The sequence below is a fragment of the Longimicrobium sp. genome (assembly GCA_036387335.1).
In the GTDB taxonomy this organism is placed as follows: Bacteria; Gemmatimonadota; Gemmatimonadetes; order Longimicrobiales; family Longimicrobiaceae; genus Longimicrobium.
In genome coordinates, this window is sequence record DASVTZ010000157.1 from 47959 (window position 1) to 64708 (window position 16750).

General features: G+C 72.0%; 11 protein-coding genes. 8 read left to right on the top strand and 3 right to left on the bottom strand.

What is annotated here, in order from left to right:
• Positions 1 to 13: 13 nt before the first annotated feature.
• Positions 14 to 1915, bottom strand: a complete 1902-nt coding sequence (locus tag VF647_15285) for a Xaa-Pro dipeptidyl-peptidase (protein ID HEX8453464.1) — start codon at positions 1913 to 1915, stop codon at positions 14 to 16.
• A gap of 99 nt (positions 1916 to 2014) precedes the next feature.
• Positions 2015 to 2653 (bottom strand): TetR/AcrR family transcriptional regulator, encoded by a 639-nt coding sequence (locus VF647_15290; protein HEX8453465.1) that lies wholly within the window; start codon positions 2651 to 2653, stop codon positions 2015 to 2017.
• Between the two features lie 139 nt (positions 2654 to 2792).
• Here VF647_15290 and VF647_15295 point away from each other — a divergent pair, with 139 nt between their 5' ends.
• From VF647_15295 to VF647_15315, 5 genes are all read left to right on the top strand, one after another.
• Positions 2793 to 3935 carry an aspartyl protease family protein gene (locus VF647_15295; protein ID HEX8453466.1) on the top strand — a complete coding sequence of 381 codons (1143 nt, stop codon included), beginning with the start codon at positions 2793 to 2795 and terminating at the stop codon, positions 3933 to 3935.
• Between the two features lie 419 nt (positions 3936 to 4354).
• Positions 4355 to 4750: a BlaI/MecI/CopY family transcriptional regulator gene (locus tag VF647_15300; GenBank protein HEX8453467.1), complete on the top strand. Its 396-nt coding sequence runs from the start codon at positions 4355 to 4357 to the stop codon at positions 4748 to 4750.
• Positions 4747 to 7605, top strand: a complete 2859-nt coding sequence (locus VF647_15305) for a M56 family metallopeptidase (protein HEX8453468.1) — start codon at positions 4747 to 4749, stop codon at positions 7603 to 7605. Before VF647_15300 ends, VF647_15305 begins: the two co-directional genes overlap by 4 nt.
• A gap of 138 nt (positions 7606 to 7743) precedes the next feature.
• Positions 7744 to 8403, top strand: a complete 660-nt coding sequence (locus tag VF647_15310; protein HEX8453469.1) for a hypothetical protein — start codon at positions 7744 to 7746, stop codon at positions 8401 to 8403.
• A complete protein-coding gene (locus tag VF647_15315) occupies positions 8400 to 11165 on the top strand; it encodes a DUF5916 domain-containing protein (GenBank protein HEX8453470.1) in 2766 nt (921 codons plus the stop codon). The genes VF647_15310 and VF647_15315 overlap by 4 nt, the downstream gene beginning before the upstream one ends.
• A 100-nt stretch (positions 11166 to 11265) precedes the next feature.
• On the opposite strand, the gene VF647_15320 is transcribed toward VF647_15315, so the two are convergent.
• On the bottom strand, positions 11266 to 11712 hold the full coding sequence (locus tag VF647_15320) for a nuclear transport factor 2 family protein (GenBank protein HEX8453471.1): 447 nt from the start codon (positions 11710 to 11712) through the stop codon (positions 11266 to 11268).
• Between the two features lie 626 nt (positions 11713 to 12338).
• On the opposite strand from VF647_15320, the gene VF647_15325 reads away from it, so the two are divergent.
• From VF647_15325 to VF647_15335, 3 genes are all read left to right on the top strand, one after another.
• Positions 12339 to 14663 (top strand): bifunctional salicylyl-CoA 5-hydroxylase/oxidoreductase, encoded by a 2325-nt coding sequence (locus VF647_15325; GenBank protein ID HEX8453472.1) that lies wholly within the window; start codon positions 12339 to 12341, stop codon positions 14661 to 14663.
• Positions 14664 to 14847: 184 nt separating this feature from the next.
• Positions 14848 to 15624 carry an SDR family NAD(P)-dependent oxidoreductase gene (locus tag VF647_15330; GenBank protein ID HEX8453473.1) on the top strand — a complete coding sequence of 259 codons (777 nt, stop codon included), beginning with the start codon at positions 14848 to 14850 and terminating at the stop codon, positions 15622 to 15624.
• A 258-nt stretch (positions 15625 to 15882) separates the two neighbouring features.
• Positions 15883 to 16716: an enoyl-CoA hydratase family protein gene (locus tag VF647_15335; GenBank protein ID HEX8453474.1), complete on the top strand. Its 834-nt coding sequence runs from the start codon at positions 15883 to 15885 to the stop codon at positions 16714 to 16716.
• Positions 16717 to 16750 lie beyond the last annotated feature (34 nt).

Genomic DNA, 16750 nt, shown 5'->3' on the forward strand with positions numbered 1-16750 from the left:
ACGCCCGCCTGGATCAGGGGTCGCGCCGCACGCCGCCCGCGCGCGTGAACGCCGCGCGGCCGCCCACCACCGGCAGCGTGAACGACGTCCCCGCGAGATCCACGGTCAGCCGCGTGCCTGCCCGCGGCGAGAGGGTGAATTCCGGGTCGGTGGACATGATCATGATGCCCAACTGCCGCCCCGTGGGGATGACCTGGTCGTCCGGCTCCAGGTCGAACGTCAGGTCGTAGTACCGGCCCGGGACGAGCGGCTCGCCGCGGCGCGTGGATGCGTAGATGCCGCCGCGCGTGAGCGATGCATGGTTCTGGATGTCGGCCCAGCCGCGCGTCACCACGCCCGCGCGGCCGGCGGCGCCGATCTCCGTCGCGTCGTAGGGCAGCGTCACCACCCACACGCTGAGATTGGCCGCGGGCCGGTCCACGGCGACGCGCACCGTCACGCGCGGCGTTCCCGAGATGTGCAGCGAATCGGCGAGCGGCGCCGTGGCGAAGAGGAGGCGATGGGCCGAGCGCGGCGCGCGGGCACTGGCGCTGCCGCTGACGGACGCGTCGTCGACGATGGAGTCGAGTCCCCGCGACGGCCGCAGGGCGAGGGCGGCGATGCCGTTGCCGCCATCCGTGGGATAGAGGACGACGGGCGCCGAGCCCGGCACCGGGAACGACGCAAAGGGAACAGGCGCGGGCATCCGCGCCCTCGGCCCGGCCGCGGTGCTCGAGACGATCCACACCGGCGGATCGCGCTGGACGCCGTTGTCCACGCCGTACAGGTAGTGCGTGAACCAGCGGTTCACCATCTCGAACGGCGGATCGCCCCCGTGGCCGCCCTGGTGGAGGTACATGGAGACGGGCAGGCCGTTCGCCTTCATCGCCTCGTAGATCCGCACCGTGTGCGACGGCATGACGTTGAAGTCGTTGAGCCCGTGCGCCAGCAGCACCGCCGCCCTGATGTTCTTGACGTGCGGCAGCAGCTCGCGCGAGGCCCAGAAATCGTTGTAGTCGCCGCTCGCGCGGTCCTGCCCCGAGGCGAAGAGGCCGCCCTTTACGATGCGGTCGCAGGTCGCGCGCATGGCGGTCGGGCCGCTGGCGACGAAGTCGTAGAGCACGTCCACGTCTTCGCCCAGATACCCGCCCGGCGAGCGCACCAGCCCGTTCGAACGGTAGTAGTGGTAGTACGACGTGTTCGCCGAGACCGGGACGACGACTTCGAGCCCCGCGACTCCCGTCGTGGCCGCGGCCAGCGGCAGGGTGCCCTCGTACGACGTGCCGATCATCCCCACCTTGCCGGTGGACCACGACGTCGCCGTCACCTGCTGCGTCCCCTCCGCGGTCGTGTAGCCTCTCGCGCGTCCGTTCAGCCAGTCGACGACGAACTTCATCGCCGTGCGCTCGGGCGTGTCGCCGATGGTCACGCACCCCTGGGAGCGGCCGGTGCCCGGCGCATCGGAATGCACCACCGCGAAGCCGCGCGGCACCCAGGTGCGCACGAGGTCGTTGGAGATGCGCGTGCGCTTGGGGTCGTGCGGCGGACCGGACATCGCGCCGCGCGCGGGCGAGGGCTGGCCGAGCTCCTGGCGCACGTCCCAGAACGCGAACGTGCGCGATACGCCGGCGTAGTAGGGGCTCGACCCGTACACGACCGGCACCTTGAGGCCCTCGGTTTCCGTCTGGCGCGGCCGCGTCACGTCCACGTGCAGGCGGTCGTTGCGCCCGTCGCGGTCGGAGTCGAAGTCCGTCTCCACCCAGAGGTTCTGCCGGATCCACTGCGAGGAGTCGGCGAAGGCTGGGACGATCTGTGCCATGCCGTTCACGAAGACCGGCCCGGTCCGCGCGGTGCCCGGCGCCTGCGCGGCGAGCGTCGCGGTGCAGGCCAGCGTGAGCGCGAGGGCGATGGCGGCGCGCGAGCGTGGTTGGATCATGTGCGGGTTTCTCTCTGAGTACACCGGCTCCCGTCGGGGCGGGGAACAAGATAGCGTGGCGGAGGGCAGGGCGGGAGGCGGGGCGTTGCCCCTGACGGTCTACGATCCGGCGGGGAGTGCCGGCGCGGCCAGGTACAGGGTCAGCGCGTGGGAGAGCTCGGCGGTGACGTCCAGGCCGTCGTCGGTCGGGCCGCCGAAGACGATCCTCTCCTGGAGCGTCGCGGCGGCCATGCGCATGGCGAAGCGCACGCGCGGCGGTGTGAGCGCCCCCCCGCGCGCGGCGAGTAGCTCCATGAGGCGATCGTACACGGCGTCGTTGAGCGCCGCGGCCCTGCGCCGGAAATCGGGGTCCTCGTGCGTGCGCGCGTAGAGGATGAGCGCCCGCAGGAGGGCGCGGTGCTCGTGGTATCCCCTCGCCATCCCCTCCACGATGGCGCGGGTGAGCGCCTCGGGCGAGACTCCCTCCCACGCACCGTCGCGGAGCGCCTCGCGGTTGGACTCCGCCGCCCGTTCGAAGAAGCGCACGTACACCGCGCGTAGGACCGCGTCCTTGTCCGCGAAGCGGCGGTACACGTTCCCGAGCGACATCCGCGCGCGCGCCGCGATCGCGCGCAGAGTGGCTGCCTCCGCGCCGCCCTCCGCGAGAAGCTCTTCGGCCGCGGCCAGCAGCCGTTCGACCGTGTCCTGGCTTCGCTCCTGAACGTAGGGCAGCGGACGATCCGAATCGGTGGATGGCATCGAACGCGGGGGCCAAGAGGTTGACGTCGGCCTATTGTGATCTTATGATCACAATGTGGTCGAGCGATCACATCAGCTTACCACGCCATCCGGCTCGTGTCCACCGCACGGGCGTCCCCTCCTCTACCGGCACCCTCCCATGCAAGCTCCTCCCGCGCTTCAGAAGCCCGCGCACGTGATTCCCTTCACGCTCCGGCACCGCCACATCCTGCTGGATGCATCGCTGAACGACCGCCCGGCGACGCTGATCCTGGACAGCGGGTCGAGCGTGACCACTCTCGACCGGAGGTGGAGCGCCACGCTGGGGCTGGAGGAGCGCCCGCTGCCGGGCGGTGCCAGCGGGGTGGGCAACGTGGATGCGGCGCTCGCGACGGTGGAGCGTCTCGGGATCGGTTCGCTAGCGATGCCGGGTGAGACGGTGGCGCTGATGCCGCTCGGCAACGTGTCCGATGCGCACGGGATGCGGATCGACGGAACCGTGGGGTTCTCGCTTTTCGAGCGATTCGTGGTGGAGGTGGACGCTGCGGCCCGGGAGATCCGCCTTTACGAATCGGCCGGGTTCGCGTACGACGGGACCGGCACGGTGCTCTCCGTCCACCTGGACATGCGCGTGCCCGTGGTGCGCGCATCGCTGCGCGCTCACGACGACTCCGCGGAGCAGGTCCGGCTGGTGCTCGACCTGGGGACGGGCGGGTTCGACGTGCTGCTGACGGCGCCGTTCGGCGATGCGCATCGGCGGTGGTGGGAGGGGCGCGGCATCGAGCGGCCGCTGGGGAGCGGCGCCGGCGGTACGACGGTCGGGCGCGTGTGCACTCTCGAGAGCCTGGAGTTGGGCTCGATCGAGGTGCGCGCGCCGGTCGTCGCCGTAGCCCGCGAGCACGCGGGCTTCCTGGGCGCGACCTGGGCCGACGGCACCATCGGCGCGCCGGTTCTGGGGCAGGGGACGATCATCTTCGACTATTCGCGAAGGAGGGTGATCGTCGAAGGGGCGAGCTCCGCCAGGCGGGGCGCCTCGTTCGATGCCAGCGGGCTGGACTTGGTGTCGAGCGGAGCCGGGTTCGAGCGGGTCATCGTGCGCCACGTGGTCGCGGATTCTCCCGCGGCCGAGTGCGGTGTGCGCGCGGGTGACGAGATCACGGCGCTGGACGGATGCGCGGTGTGCGGTGCGGATCTGGACCGGGTCAGGGGATCGCTGGCGCTGGCCGGGGAGACGAGGCACGTCGCGTGGCGGAGGGGCGGGGCGGGTTTTGAGTGCGAGCTGAGACTTAGAGTTCTCCTATGATGCGCGGATGGGTCTGGGTTGGATGATGGGGTGGGGAGACAGGGCGTCGCGCGCGGGAACGGCAGGCGGTGGAGGCGGGGCGGGCACGGGCAGCCACGTGGGGCGGCCCCTACGGGTTTCGGTTCGCGGGGGCGGGGTTCGTGGTGCGGGCGAGGAGGGCAGACACGTAGGTCTGCCCCTACAGGATTGGTGTGCGTGGCGGGCGCCGGGGTGGCGCCGGGCACGGGCGCGATGAATCGCGCCGCTACGAGATCTGTGCGACGTGGGCAGCAGTTCTCCCCCTCACCCGCCCTGCGCCCCCGCAGGCGGGGGAGGGGGCCGGGGGGAGGGGGCCCTCCCTCCATCAACACCCTTGACCTCACCCGCAAGGGATGCTAGTGTACTGACAGAATGTCAATACACTAGCATAGAAGGTGTGCATGTCCGCTCCCTCGCAGTTCGATCTCGGGCGCCGCGAGCGCCAGATCATGGATGTGGTGTTCAGGCTGGGTAGGGCCACGGGGGCCGAGGTGCACGGGGCGCTCCCCGATGCGCCCAGCTACTCCGCGGTGCGCGGGATGCTGCGCCTGCTGGAAGAGAAGGGCTACCTGCGCCACGAGCAGGACGGCCCCCGCTACGTCTACCTCCCCACCGCCGCGCCTGGCGAGGTGAGCCAGACCGCGCTCCAGCACCTCCTGCAGACCTTCTTCGGCAACTCGCGCGAGTCGGCGGTGGCGGCGCTGCTGGAGCTGCCGGACCAGCCGCTTTCCGAAGACGAGTACCACCGGCTCTCACGCCTGCTGGACGAAGCCCGCGACCCCGCAGAGGACGAATGAACCCGCCTCCCATCTCCGCCGCCGAAGCGCTCGCCGTGCTCGGCCTGCTGGCCAAGGCCACGCTCGTGGTGGCCGTCGCCGGGCTGGCGGCCGCCTGCCTGGTGCACCGCGGCGCATCGGCCGCCACGCGCCACATGGTCTGGGCGCTCGCCATCGGCGCCGTGCTGTCGCTGCCGGTGCTCACGATGCTCCTGCCGGGGTGGCGGGTGGCCGTGCTGACCGAGACGGAGCCGATCCCCGCCTCGTTCTCCGCTCCCGCCGATCCGCTGTCGGCGGGGCCGGTGGTGGCGGATGTGGCGCCGGAGGATGCCGCTCCCTCCACCGCGGCGCCGGCGGAGGTGCCCGCGCCCATCCGCGTGGAGTGGCTGCTGGCCGGGCTGTACGCGGCGGTCGCGCTGGGGCTGCTGGCGAGGGTGGCGGTGGGGCGGTGGAGCGTGGCGCGCCTGGCGAAGAGCGCGACTCCGCTGGACTCGCCCGAGTGGCGGGACATGCTGCGCGACCTGATGTGGGTGGCGGAGGTCGAGCGCCCCGTGCGCCTGCTGCGTAGCGACCTCGCCACGATGCCGATGACGTGGGGGACGCGGCACCCGATCGTGCTCCTTCCCGCGGCGGCGGACGGATGGTCGGCCGACCGGCGGCGCGTGGTGCTGTTGCACGAGCTCGCCCACGTGGCGCGGCGCGACTGCCTGATGCAGACACTGGCGGCGCTGGCGTGCGCCTTCTACTGGGTGCATCCGGGCGTGTGGTACGCGGCGCGACGGATGCGCGCCGAGCGCGAGCTGGCGTGCGACGATCGCGTGCTTGCGGCCGGCACCCGCGCGCGCAGCTACGCCGCGCACCTGCTGGAGGTCGCGCGCGCCTTTCGCCCGGCCGGCGGAGCGTCGCCGGTGGCGGTGAGCATGGCGCGCCCGTCGCAGCTCGAAGGGCGTATGCTGGCGGTGCTCGACGCCGTGCGCAGCCGCCGCACTCCGTCGCGGCGGACGAGCGCCGTGGCGGCCGGGGTCGCGCTCGTCGTCTCCGGGCTGATGGCGGCGGTGCATCCGGCGGTTGCCAAGGTGCTGCCCCGGATGTCGGCCGAGGCCGGTCAGCAGGAGCACGTGGTGGAGCGCACCGTCGCGGCACGGGCGGGCGGGCGGCTGGATCTGGTGATGGAGGATGAGGCCGGCGTCGAGGTGGTCGGGTGGGAGCGCGAAACCGTCTTCGTGCACGCCGAGTTCACCGGCGCGCGCGCGCGCGAGGGGCGGTTGGATGCCGTCGCGTCCGCGGGCGGGGTGCGCGTGACGGAGCGGCGCCCCGGTGGGGCCGGGCGCCACGACAAGCTGCGCATCTGGGTGCCGCGGCGCTTCGACGTGGCGGTGCGCTCCACGGGCGGCGGGCTGTCGATCCGCGAGGTGGAGGGCCGCTTCACCGGGACCTCCGGCGGCGACGGGCTGCACCTGGACCGGGTGCGCGGCACGGTGGACTTCGCCACCGAGGGCGGCGGGCTGATGGTCGCGCGGTCGCGGCTGGACGGCGAGATCCGCACTCGCGGCGCGGGCGCGCTTCTGGACCGCGTGACCGGTGGGCTGAACGTCGTGAGCAACGGCGCCGCCGTGGTGCGCGGACGCATCGAGACCGGTGACGGCGATGACGAAGCGAGCCCCGCGCCGAACGGGCAGCGCGTGCACGTGGTCTCCGATCCGGAAACGGAGATGGAGCTGGACTGCACCGCCGGGACCTGCACGTTGACCAAGGAGTGGAAGAAGCCCGCGCGCGCCCGCTCCGGCGGCAACGGCTTCGCCTACCTCACCGGCACCGGTGAGGAGCGGCGCGCGTCGGTCGAGGCGCTCGCCCGCAACGCGCCCCCCGAAACCGCCGCAGTGGCGCTGGAGCGGCTCGCCTTCCAGGAGACGGACCCCGAGGTGCAGCGCGAGGCCGCCGAGTCGCTCGCGGGGTTGCCGGGCGAGGCGGGGTTGCAGGGGCTGCTCAAGATCGCCCGCGCGCATCCCGGCGAGGAGGCGCGCCGCGAGGCCGCGGAAGGGCTGGGGATGCTCGCCTGCGACGAAGCCATCGCTGCGTTGCGCCGGATGGTGGCGTACGATCGCGATCCCACCGTGCAGGGCGAGGCGGTGGAGGCGCTGGCCGGCATCCTGGGGCGCGACGACGTCTCCAGCACGGCGCGCGGTGTGGTACGCGCCGCCCTCCGCGAGATCGCGCGCACGCACCCCGTGCCCAGCGTGCGCGCCCGGGCGCGCGCCGAGACGGGCGACGCGCCGCGCGAGATGTCGCAGGCAGTGCCCGCGACCGGGGAGCGGGTTCCGCTGGCGCCCGGCGCGCGCGAGCTGGCGCTGCGCAACGCTGCGGGCGCGTCGGGTGCGGATGCGGCCGCCATCCGCCGCCTGCGCCCCGCGCTCGACCGCGCAGCCACGAGCCCGGTGGACCTGGTGCAGGACCGCGCCACCTGGGCGCTCACGCAGGTGCGCGGCGGCGAGCTCATCCGCCCGCTCGTGAGCGCGCTGGGCGACGCGGACTGGCGGGTGCGCGCCTACGCCGCCTGGGCGCTGGGCGTCGCGGGGGAGCGCAGGGCGGTGGATGCGCTCGCCGGCGCCCTGCGCGACCCGAACTGGCGGGTGCGCGCCAACGCCGCTTCGTCGCTGGCGCAGGTGCCGGACGCACGCGCGGTGACGGCGCTCGGCTCCGTGCTGGGCGACCCCGCCTGGCAGGTACGCGCCGGCGCCGTCGACGCCCTCGCCGCCCTCGGCGACGCGCGCGCCATCGCGATGCTGGAGCCGCTGCTGCGCGATCCGCACATGGCCGTCCGCGGCGCCGCGGAACCCGCCATCGCCCACCTTCGAAGCTCACGGGCGCGCGGGTAGCCCCCGCGCACCGGATCCCTCAACCGAAAGCGCTTCATCATGCTAAAAATTTCGCACAGGAACGCCGCCCTGGCGCTCCTTACCGGACTTGCGTCCGTCATCGCGACCACATCGGACGCACAGACCATCGCACAGCACGTGGCGTCAGTCCGCGACGGCACGGTGCAGATCCACTTCGCCGCGGCGCCGGGGGCGTGCGGCGATGGGCGGGCGGTGATCGGGCGGCGGCTGGCAGGCGGCGGGGTGGCGCTCTTCGTCCCCAACCTGACGCATCTCCCCGCGGATGCGGAGGCGGCATGCCGGCCCGGACCGGTGGGGGGGGCGCTGGGGGGGGCTGGCGGGCGGGTGGCTTCGGTGCGCGCCACGGCTGGCCCCGCACCACAGACACCCGCGGTGTGGGTGGCACCGGCCGATGCGAGCGCGTTCCTCCTCGACGTGGCGATGCGGAGCGATGGACAGGTCGCGCGGGGAGCGCTGGTGCCCGTCTTCCTGCTCGATGGCGACGGCGTGTGGCGCGGGCTGCTGCGGGTGGCGCGGTCGGCGCGCGCGCTTGAGGCGCGGAGCATGGCATCCAAGGAGCTCGGGCGGCGCGCGGCGGCCACCATCGCGGGCGGCGACCGCGGGCACCAGGCAGACACGGAGCTATCCAAGAAGAACGGCGGCGAGGCGGAATGGCTCGTCATCGCCACGCGCGACGCGGACCCGGCACGCCGCCGCGCCGCGCTGCAGCTGCTGGGCAAGGACGGCACTCCGCGGGCGCTGGACCTCTTCGAATCGATCCTGGCCCGCGCACGATGAGCGCCGCCACCCATCACAGACCCACCGAGGCCGCCATGCGCCGCATCCACCTCACGCTTCTCCTGATCCTCGCCTGCGCGCCCGCCGCCGCCGCCCAGGTGCCCGCCGACTCCGCCCGCGCCGCCACGCGCGCCATCCGCGCCGCGCGGGTGAGCGGAACGCTGCGCATCGACGGCAAGCTGGACGAGGCCGCGTGGGCGGCGGCCGGCGTGGCGGACGCCTTCACCGAAAGCTATCCCAACCCGCGCGCGGCGGCGCGGGAGCGCACCGAGGCCCGTATCCTCTTCGACGACGCGGCCGTGTACGTGGGCGTGCGGATGTACGACTCGCGCCCCGACTCCATCGCGGCCCAGCTGGCGCGGCGCGACGCCACCGGGATCTACTCGGACTGGGTGCACGTGATGCTGGACACCTATCACGACCGGCGCACCGGCTTCCGCTTCGCCGTGAACCCGCGCGGGGTGAAAAAGGACTCCTTCCACTTCGACGACACCAACGAGGATCTGAGCTGGGATGCCGTGTGGGAGGTGGCGACGCAGGTGGACTCGGCGGGGTGGACGGCCGAGTACCGCATCCCGCTGTCCCAGCTCCGCTACGGCTCGCGCGAGCCGGCCAGCGGGCGCGTGTGGGGCGTGCAGGTGCAGCGCGACGTAGCGCGGCGCGAGGAGCGCACCTCGTGGTCGCCGTGGACGCAGAGCGACGGCGGCTTCGTGTCGCGCTTCGGCGACCTGGCGGGGCTGGAGGGACTGCGCACCCCGCGCCGCCTGGAGATCCAGCCGTACACCAGCGCCCGCGTGGACCGCTCGCCGCAGGGGGACCCGGCGAATCCCTTCTTCCGCGCCAACGACATGACCGCGTCTGCCGGCGTCGACGTCAAATACGGGCTCCCCTCCGGCCTCACGCTGACCGCGACCGTCAACCCCGACTTCGGCCAGGTGGAGGTGGACCCGGCGGTGGTGAACCTGAGCGCGTTCGAGGTGCAGTTCCCGGAGCGGCGCCCCTTCTTCACCGAGGGCACCGACATCTTCCGCTTCGGCCATCCCACCAACTCCTTCAACAACTACGGCTTCACGCAGCCGTTCTACTCGCGCCGCATCGGGCGGCGGCCGCAGCGTTCGCTGGGAGGGCGGATCGGCGAGGACGAGGTGCTCTTTTCCGACGCCCCGGAGCAGACGACGATCGCCGCGGCGGCCAAGCTGAGCGGGCGCACGCGGGGCGGCTGGTCCGTCGGCATTCTGGACGCGGTCACCACGGGCGAGAAGGCCACCTATCTCGGCCGGCGCATCGTGGACGGTGACACGGTGCTGGGTGAGCGCTCGGCGCTGGTGGAGCCGCTCTCCAACTACTTCGCCGGGCGCGTGCGGCGCGACCTGCGCGGCGGGCAGAGCGTGGCGGGCGCGATGTTCACCTCCACCCACCGCGACCTGGGCGACGCGGCGCTGGGCGGGATGCTCCGCTCGTCCGCGTACATGGGCGGCGTGGACTTCGACCACTCGTGGGGGAAGCGCACCTGGGACCTGAACGGGTTCCTCTCCGGGAGCACCATCGCGGGGGAGCGCGGGGTGATCGCGGCGGCGCAGAACGCATCGACCCGCTACTTCGCCCGTCCCGATGCGGACCACCTGCGCCTGGACAGCACCGCAACCCGGCTGGATGGGTACGCGGGCGCTCTGGCGCTGGCCAAAACGAGCGGCAAGCACTGGCTGGGCTCGCTCACCTTCCAGACGGTGAGCCCCGGTTTCGAGGTCAACGACGCCGGCTTCCAGACCCGCGCCGACTATCGCTCGCTGTCCACGTTCGTCATGTACCGCGAGACGCGGGCGGGGCGCCGCTTCCGCAACTACAACGCGTTCGCGTACAGCAACCACGCCTTCAACTTCGGCGGCGATGAGATCTTCGAGTCGTACAACGTGGGCGGGAACGTGCAGCTCGCCAACTTCTGGACGCTGGGCGGCCGCGTGGGTGGGAGCCCGGAGTACTTCAACGACCGCCTGACGCGCGGCGGTCCGCTGGCGAGCGTGCCGGCGCAGTGGAGCACGGGGCTGAACGTGCGCACGGACAGCCGCAAGCGGGTGATCGGCGGGCTGAACCTGAGCTACCGCACCGACACGTCCGGCGAGTTCGACCACGTGGTGGGGGTGACGCTCGATGCCCGCCCCAGCTCGGCGGTGCGCGTTCGATTGGAGCCGCAGTGGGTCAACGAAAAGGACACGGACCAGTTCATCCGCTCCCTGCCCGACTCGCTGGCGCGCGCCACCTTTGGCCGCCGCTACGTCTTCGCGGACCTGGAGCAGACCACGGTGGCGCTGGGGACGCGCGTGGACTGGACCTTTACGCCGCGCCTGAGCCTGGAGCTGTTCGCGCAGCCCTTCTTCGTGCGCGGCGACTTCCGCGACTACAAGGAGTTCGGGACGCCGGGCGAGTACCGCTTCCGCGTCTACGGCCGCGACCGCGGGACGGCGGTTCGCAACGACACCACTGGCGTCATCACCCTCGACGCTGACGGCGCCGGCCCCTCCGCCCCCTTCCGTGTGGCGCGCGGCTTCGGCGAGCGCGACTTCTCGCTGCGCAGCCTGCGGGGCAACGCCGTGCTGCGCTGGGAGTACCGCCCAGGCTCCGTGCTCTTTTTCGTCTGGCAGCAGGACCGCAGCGGGCTGGACTTCACCGGCGACTTCATGGACGCGCGCAACGACGGCTCCATCCTGCGCGATCCGGCCCGCAACATTTTCCTGGTAAAGGCGACGTACTGGATCGGGGGGTGATACCGGTAAAGGAAGTCTCACGCGGAGCCGCGGAGACGCAGAGAGAGATTCAGCCCCTCTCCTTCGCGTCTCCGCGTCTCCGCGTGAGCCCATTCTGTCTTTAGCGCGCGGCGTCGCGCCGGTCCTCCCACAACACGTTGACGATCACCCAGCGGCCGTTCCACTTGGCTATGTGCATGTAGTCGATCCACCCGGACATGTCCACGCGCACGGAGGCGACGTTCTGGAAGAGATCGAGGATGCGCACGTCGGCGCGGCGCTCCGCGGCGGGGGTGTCGCGCCCGCCGCCGTTGGCCGCCTGCCCCACCAGCGTCATGGCACTCATCTGGACGATGCGGCTGCGCCCCGCGTCGTCGGTGGACACACGGCGCTTGGCGAGCTCGGGGTGGAGGGCGCGCTGCATCCGCGGCCCGTCCCCGTCGTACCATCCCAGCGCGTAGTCCAGGGCGGTCTGGCGGATGGCGGCGGAGTCCGCCGGGGCCTGCGCGCGGGCGGTTTGAGGCGCCGCCACCAGCGCGGCCGCCACCAGGATGAGCAGGATTCGCACGGTGCCTCGTGGGTGCGGGGTGGGTGGCGCGCGGAGTGCCCGCCATGCCCGCAAGTTTGCCGCGCGTGAACGCGGGCCGCAATGCGGATGGTGCGGATGGGCATCCCCGCGCCGCCACGACGCACAGAGGTGGGGGCGATTTTGCGCGGGGGCCGGGGCGAGGCAGGCGGAGGGCAGACACGCAGGTCTGCCCCTACCGTTTATTTGTTTTGAATGACAGGCGGTGGTGCAGCGCAGGGCACGGGCGCGATAAATCGCGCCCCTACAATGGCATGGGTGGTTCCGCCCCCTCTCTCGATAACGGCGAGGGCGCAGCCCTCTCCTGTTATCGGGAGAGGGGGCAGCGAGGAACGAGCGGGGGTGAGGGCCTACCCCAGTGGCGCCTACGTCGTTTCGGCGCCGAGACGCGGGGTTGGTGGTCGGGCGAGGGTGGGCAGACACGCAGGTAACCCGCAGGTCTGGCCCTACGTGGTCTGTGCAGCACGGGCGGCAGTTCTCCCCCTCACCCGCCCTGCGCCCCCGCAGGCGGGGGAGGGGGCCGGGGGGAGGGGGCCTTGCCGGGGCGCGGCGGCGCGTCCTACACTACGAATCCAAGATCCGAACGACCGTTCCAATCCGGGAGGCGCGTGGCCGCAGTCGATCGCAAGCCCCTGAGCGTGGCCATCGTAGGAGGGGGGCCGGCGGGGCTCTACCTGGCGCTCCTGCTGCGCAAGGCGGACCCCGCGCGCCGCGTCACCGTCTTCGAGCGCAACCGTGCCGACGACACGTTCGGGTGGGGCGTCGTCTTCTCCGACCAGACGCTCGGTAACCTGCGCGAGGCCGATCCCGAGTCGTACCGCGAGATCGCCGACCACTTCGCGCACTGGGACGATATCGACATCCACTTCCGCGGCACCACCATCACCTCGGGCGGGCACGGCTTCTCCGGCATCGCCCGCGTCAAGCTCCTCCAGATCCTCCGCGACCGCGCCGCCGCCCTCGGCGCCGAGCTCCGCTTCGAACAGGACGTAGCGGATGACGCAAACCTCGAAGGCGTGGACCTGGTGGTCGCCGCGGACGGGGTGAACAGCCGGCTGCGCGCGAAGTACGCGGACGACTTCAGCCCCGATCTGGACGTGCGCTCGGCCCGCTTCGTGTGGCTGGGGACGACCAAGCTGTTCGACGCCTTCACCTTCATCTTCGTCGAGAACGAGCACGGCGTTTTCCAGGTGCACGCCTACCGCTACGACGACCGCAACTCCGCCTTCATCGTGGAATGCGACGAACGGTCGTGGCGCAACGCGGGCTTCGAGGGGATGGACGAGGCGGCGACGGTGGCGGCGTGCGAGAGGATGTTCGCGCCGTGGCTGGATGGGCACGCGCTGCGCAGCAACGCGCCGCACCTGCGCTCGCCCTGGATCTCGTTCACGCGCGTCAGCAACGAGCGCTGGTTCACCATGGGGGGCGCCGCCGCCCCCGTCGCGCTGATCGGCGATGCGGCGCACACGGCGCACTTCTCCATCGGCTCCGGGACGAAGCTGGCGATGGAGGACGCCATCGCGCTCGCCCGCATCCTGGACGCGGAGCCCGACCTGGAGAAGGCGCTGGCGAGCTACCAGGAGGAGCGGCGCACCGACGCCGTCCGGCTCCAGAACGCGGCGCGCAACTCGATGGAGTGGTTCGAGAACGTGCGGCGCTACGTGCACCTCGATCCGCCGCAGTTCGCGTACTCGCTGCTCACGCGCAGTCAGCGGGTGGGCCACGAGAGCCTGCGCCTGCGCGACCGCGCGTACCTGGAGGGCGTGGAGCGATGGTTCGCGTCGCGCGCCGAGGAGCGCGAGCCTCCGGCGCCCATCCCCCCGATGTTCACGCCCTTCAAGCTGCGCGGGATGACGCTGCACAACCGCGTCGTCGTCGCGCCGATGGACATGTACTCGGCGGAGGAGGGCACGCCCAACGACTTCCACCTGGTGCACCTGGGCGCCCGCGCGCTGGGCGGCGCCGCGCTGGTCTTCACCGAGATGGCGTGCGTCTCCCCCGAGGCGCGCATCACCCTGGGCTGCACGGGGATGTACGCGGACGAGCACCTCGCCGCGTGGACGCGCATCGTGCGCTTCGTGCACGAGCGGACGCCCGCCAAGATCTGCCTTCAGCTCGGCCATTCCGGCCGCAAGGGCTCCACGCGGCTGATGTGGGAGGGGATGGACCAGCCGCTGGAGGAGGGCGGCTGGGAAGTCCTCGCTCCCTCCGCCGAGCCGTGGGCCCCCGGCAACCCCGTCCCCCGCCCGATGACGCGCGCCGAGATGGACCGCGTGCGCGACGATTTCGTGCGCGCCACGGAGATGGCGGCCATGGCGCGGTTCGACATGGTGGAGCTGCACTGCGCGCACGGCTACCTCCTCTCCTCCTTCATCACCCCGCTCAGCAACACGCGCACGGACGAGTACGGCGGCTCGCTGGAGAACCGCCTGCGCTACCCGCTGGAGGTCTTCGCCGCCATGCGCGCCGCGTGGCCCCAAGCGCGCCCCATGTCGGTGCGCATCTCGGCGACGGACTGGGTGGAGGAGGGGATGGGGTGCGGCGACTCGGTGGAGGTGGCGCGCGCCTTCCACGCCGCCGGCGCGGACGTGATCCACGTGTCGGCAGGCCAGACCTCGCCGGGCGCGAAGCCGGTGTACGGGCGCATGTTCCAGACGCCGTTCAGCGACCGCATCCGCAACGAGGCGCGAGTGCCGACGATCGCGGTGGGCAACATCACCGAGGCGGACCAGGTGAACGGGATCATCGCCGCCGGCCGCGCGGACCTGTGCGCCCTCGCCCGCCCGCACCTCACCGACCCGCACTGGACCATCCACGCCGCCGCCGAGCTTGGCTACGCGGACCAGTGGTGGCCGGTGCAGTACGGCAGCGGGCGAGTGCAGCTGGAGCGGCAGGTGCAGCGGAAGGCGGAGCTGGCGGGGGGTGGGATCTGATGGCGGGCCCTCACCCCCCAACCCCCTCTCCCGATAACAGGAGAGGGTGCCCCTCTCAGTTATCGAGAGAGGGGGAGCAGATCCGTGCTCGGGCCTGTTTTGGTGTGCTCCCCTCTCCCGGGAACAGGAGGGCGGAGCCCTCTCCTGTTATCGGGAGAGGGGCCGGGGGTGAGGGCCCCCGCCGATGACCTACCTCGCTGGCAAGCACGCCGTGGTCACCGGCGGCGGGCGCGGCATCGGCGCGGCGATCGCGGACGAGCTGGCGCGGCTCGGCGCCGACCTCACCCTGATGGGCCGCGACCTGCCTCGCCTGGAGGCGCACGCGGCCACCCTTCGCGAGCGGCACGGCGTCGAGGTGCGGGCGCTCGAGTGCGACGTCACGGACGAGTTTTCGGTCCTGGACGCGTTCATCAGCGCGCGCGACGAGCTGGGGAATGCCGCGATCCTGGTGAACAACGCGGGCCAGTCCGCCGCCGGTCCGTTGATCGACACGTCGATCGAGGTCTGGAACCGGATGCTGGCGGTGAACCTGACGGGTACCTTTCTCTGCACCCGCGAGGTGATCCCCGCGATGACGGTGGCGCGCTGGGGGCGGGTGGTGAACATCGCTTCGACGGCGGGGCTGCGCGGCTATCCGAAGACGGCGGCGTACACCGCGGCCAAGCACGGCGTCGTCGGCCTCACCCGCGCCCTCGCGCTGGAGACGGCGAAGCTGGGGATCACCGTCAACGCCGTCTGCCCCGGCTACACCGACACGGACATGGCGACCGCCGCCATCGGCAACCTGGTGCGCGAGCTGGGGAAGACGGAGGAGGAGGCGCGGAAGATGATCACCCGCGTCAACCCCATGGGCCGCCTGATCGACCCCGCCGAGGTCGCCGCCGCGGTCGGCTGGCTCTGCTCCCCCGCGGCGTCCGGGGTGACGGGGCAGGCGCTGGCGGTGGCGGGGGGGGAGGTGTAGGGGGCCGGGGATCGCCGAGGGATGAATCCCCCGGCTGGAACCACGGGAAGACCGCTGAAGCGGTCTCGCGCGCCGAAGCCAGTCCGCGAAGGCGGAGTTCGCGTGGTTGCAGCAGCCTCCATTCGCTCTGGGAGCGGCGTGCGCAACGCAGGCGAATCTCGCCGCCGAGTCCGCGCAGGCGGACTTTGTGCGGTTGTTGCAGCGAGTTTACTCGCCGGAACCTAGCACACCGTCCCTTACCGGAACCGCATTCAATCGATGAACACCAAGATCCTCGGCGCCGATCTCAAGCCCACCTCGTTCCGCTGGCAGGTGGAGGGGCCGGTCGCAACGGTGACGCTCGCGCGGCCGGAGCGAAAGAATCCGCTCACCTTTGAGAGCTACGCCGAGCTGCGCGACACCTTTCGGCAGCTGCAGTTCGCCACCGACGTGAAGGTGGTGGTGCTGACGGGCGAGGGGGGCAACTTCTGCTCGGGCGGCGACGTGCACGAGATCATCGGGCCGCTGGTGGGGATGCGCGAGCGGAAGGAGATGGACGAGCTGCTCGCCTTCACCCGCATGACCGGGGACCTGGTGAAGTCCATCCGCGGCTGTCCGCAGCCCGTGATCGCGGCCATCGACGGGGCGTGCGTGGGGGCGGGGGCCATCCTCGCGATGTCCAGCGACCTGCGGCTGGGGACGGCGCGCAGCAAGGTGGCGTTCCTCTTCACCAAGGTGGGTCTTTCCGGCGCGGACATGGGGGCGTGCGCGATGCTCCCGCGCATCATCGGGCAGGGGCGCGCGTCCGAGCTGCTCTTCACGGGGCGCACGATGGGGGGCGAGGAGGCCGAGCGCTGGGGCTTCTACAACCGCCTCGTGGAGCCGGATGCCCTGCAGGAGGAGGCGCGCAAGCTCGCGTCCGACCTCGCCGCCGGGCCGACGTTCGCGCACTTCATGACCAAGAAGTGCCTCCACCAGGAGTGGGCGATGGGCGTGGACGAGGCGATCGAGGCCGAGGCCCAGGCCCAGGCCATCTGCATGCAGACCGAAGACTTCGCGCGCGCCTACCACGCGTTCGCGGCCAAGGAGCGGCCCGTTTTCCAGGGCAACTGACGTGCAGAACCGCAACTGCATGGCTCACACAGAG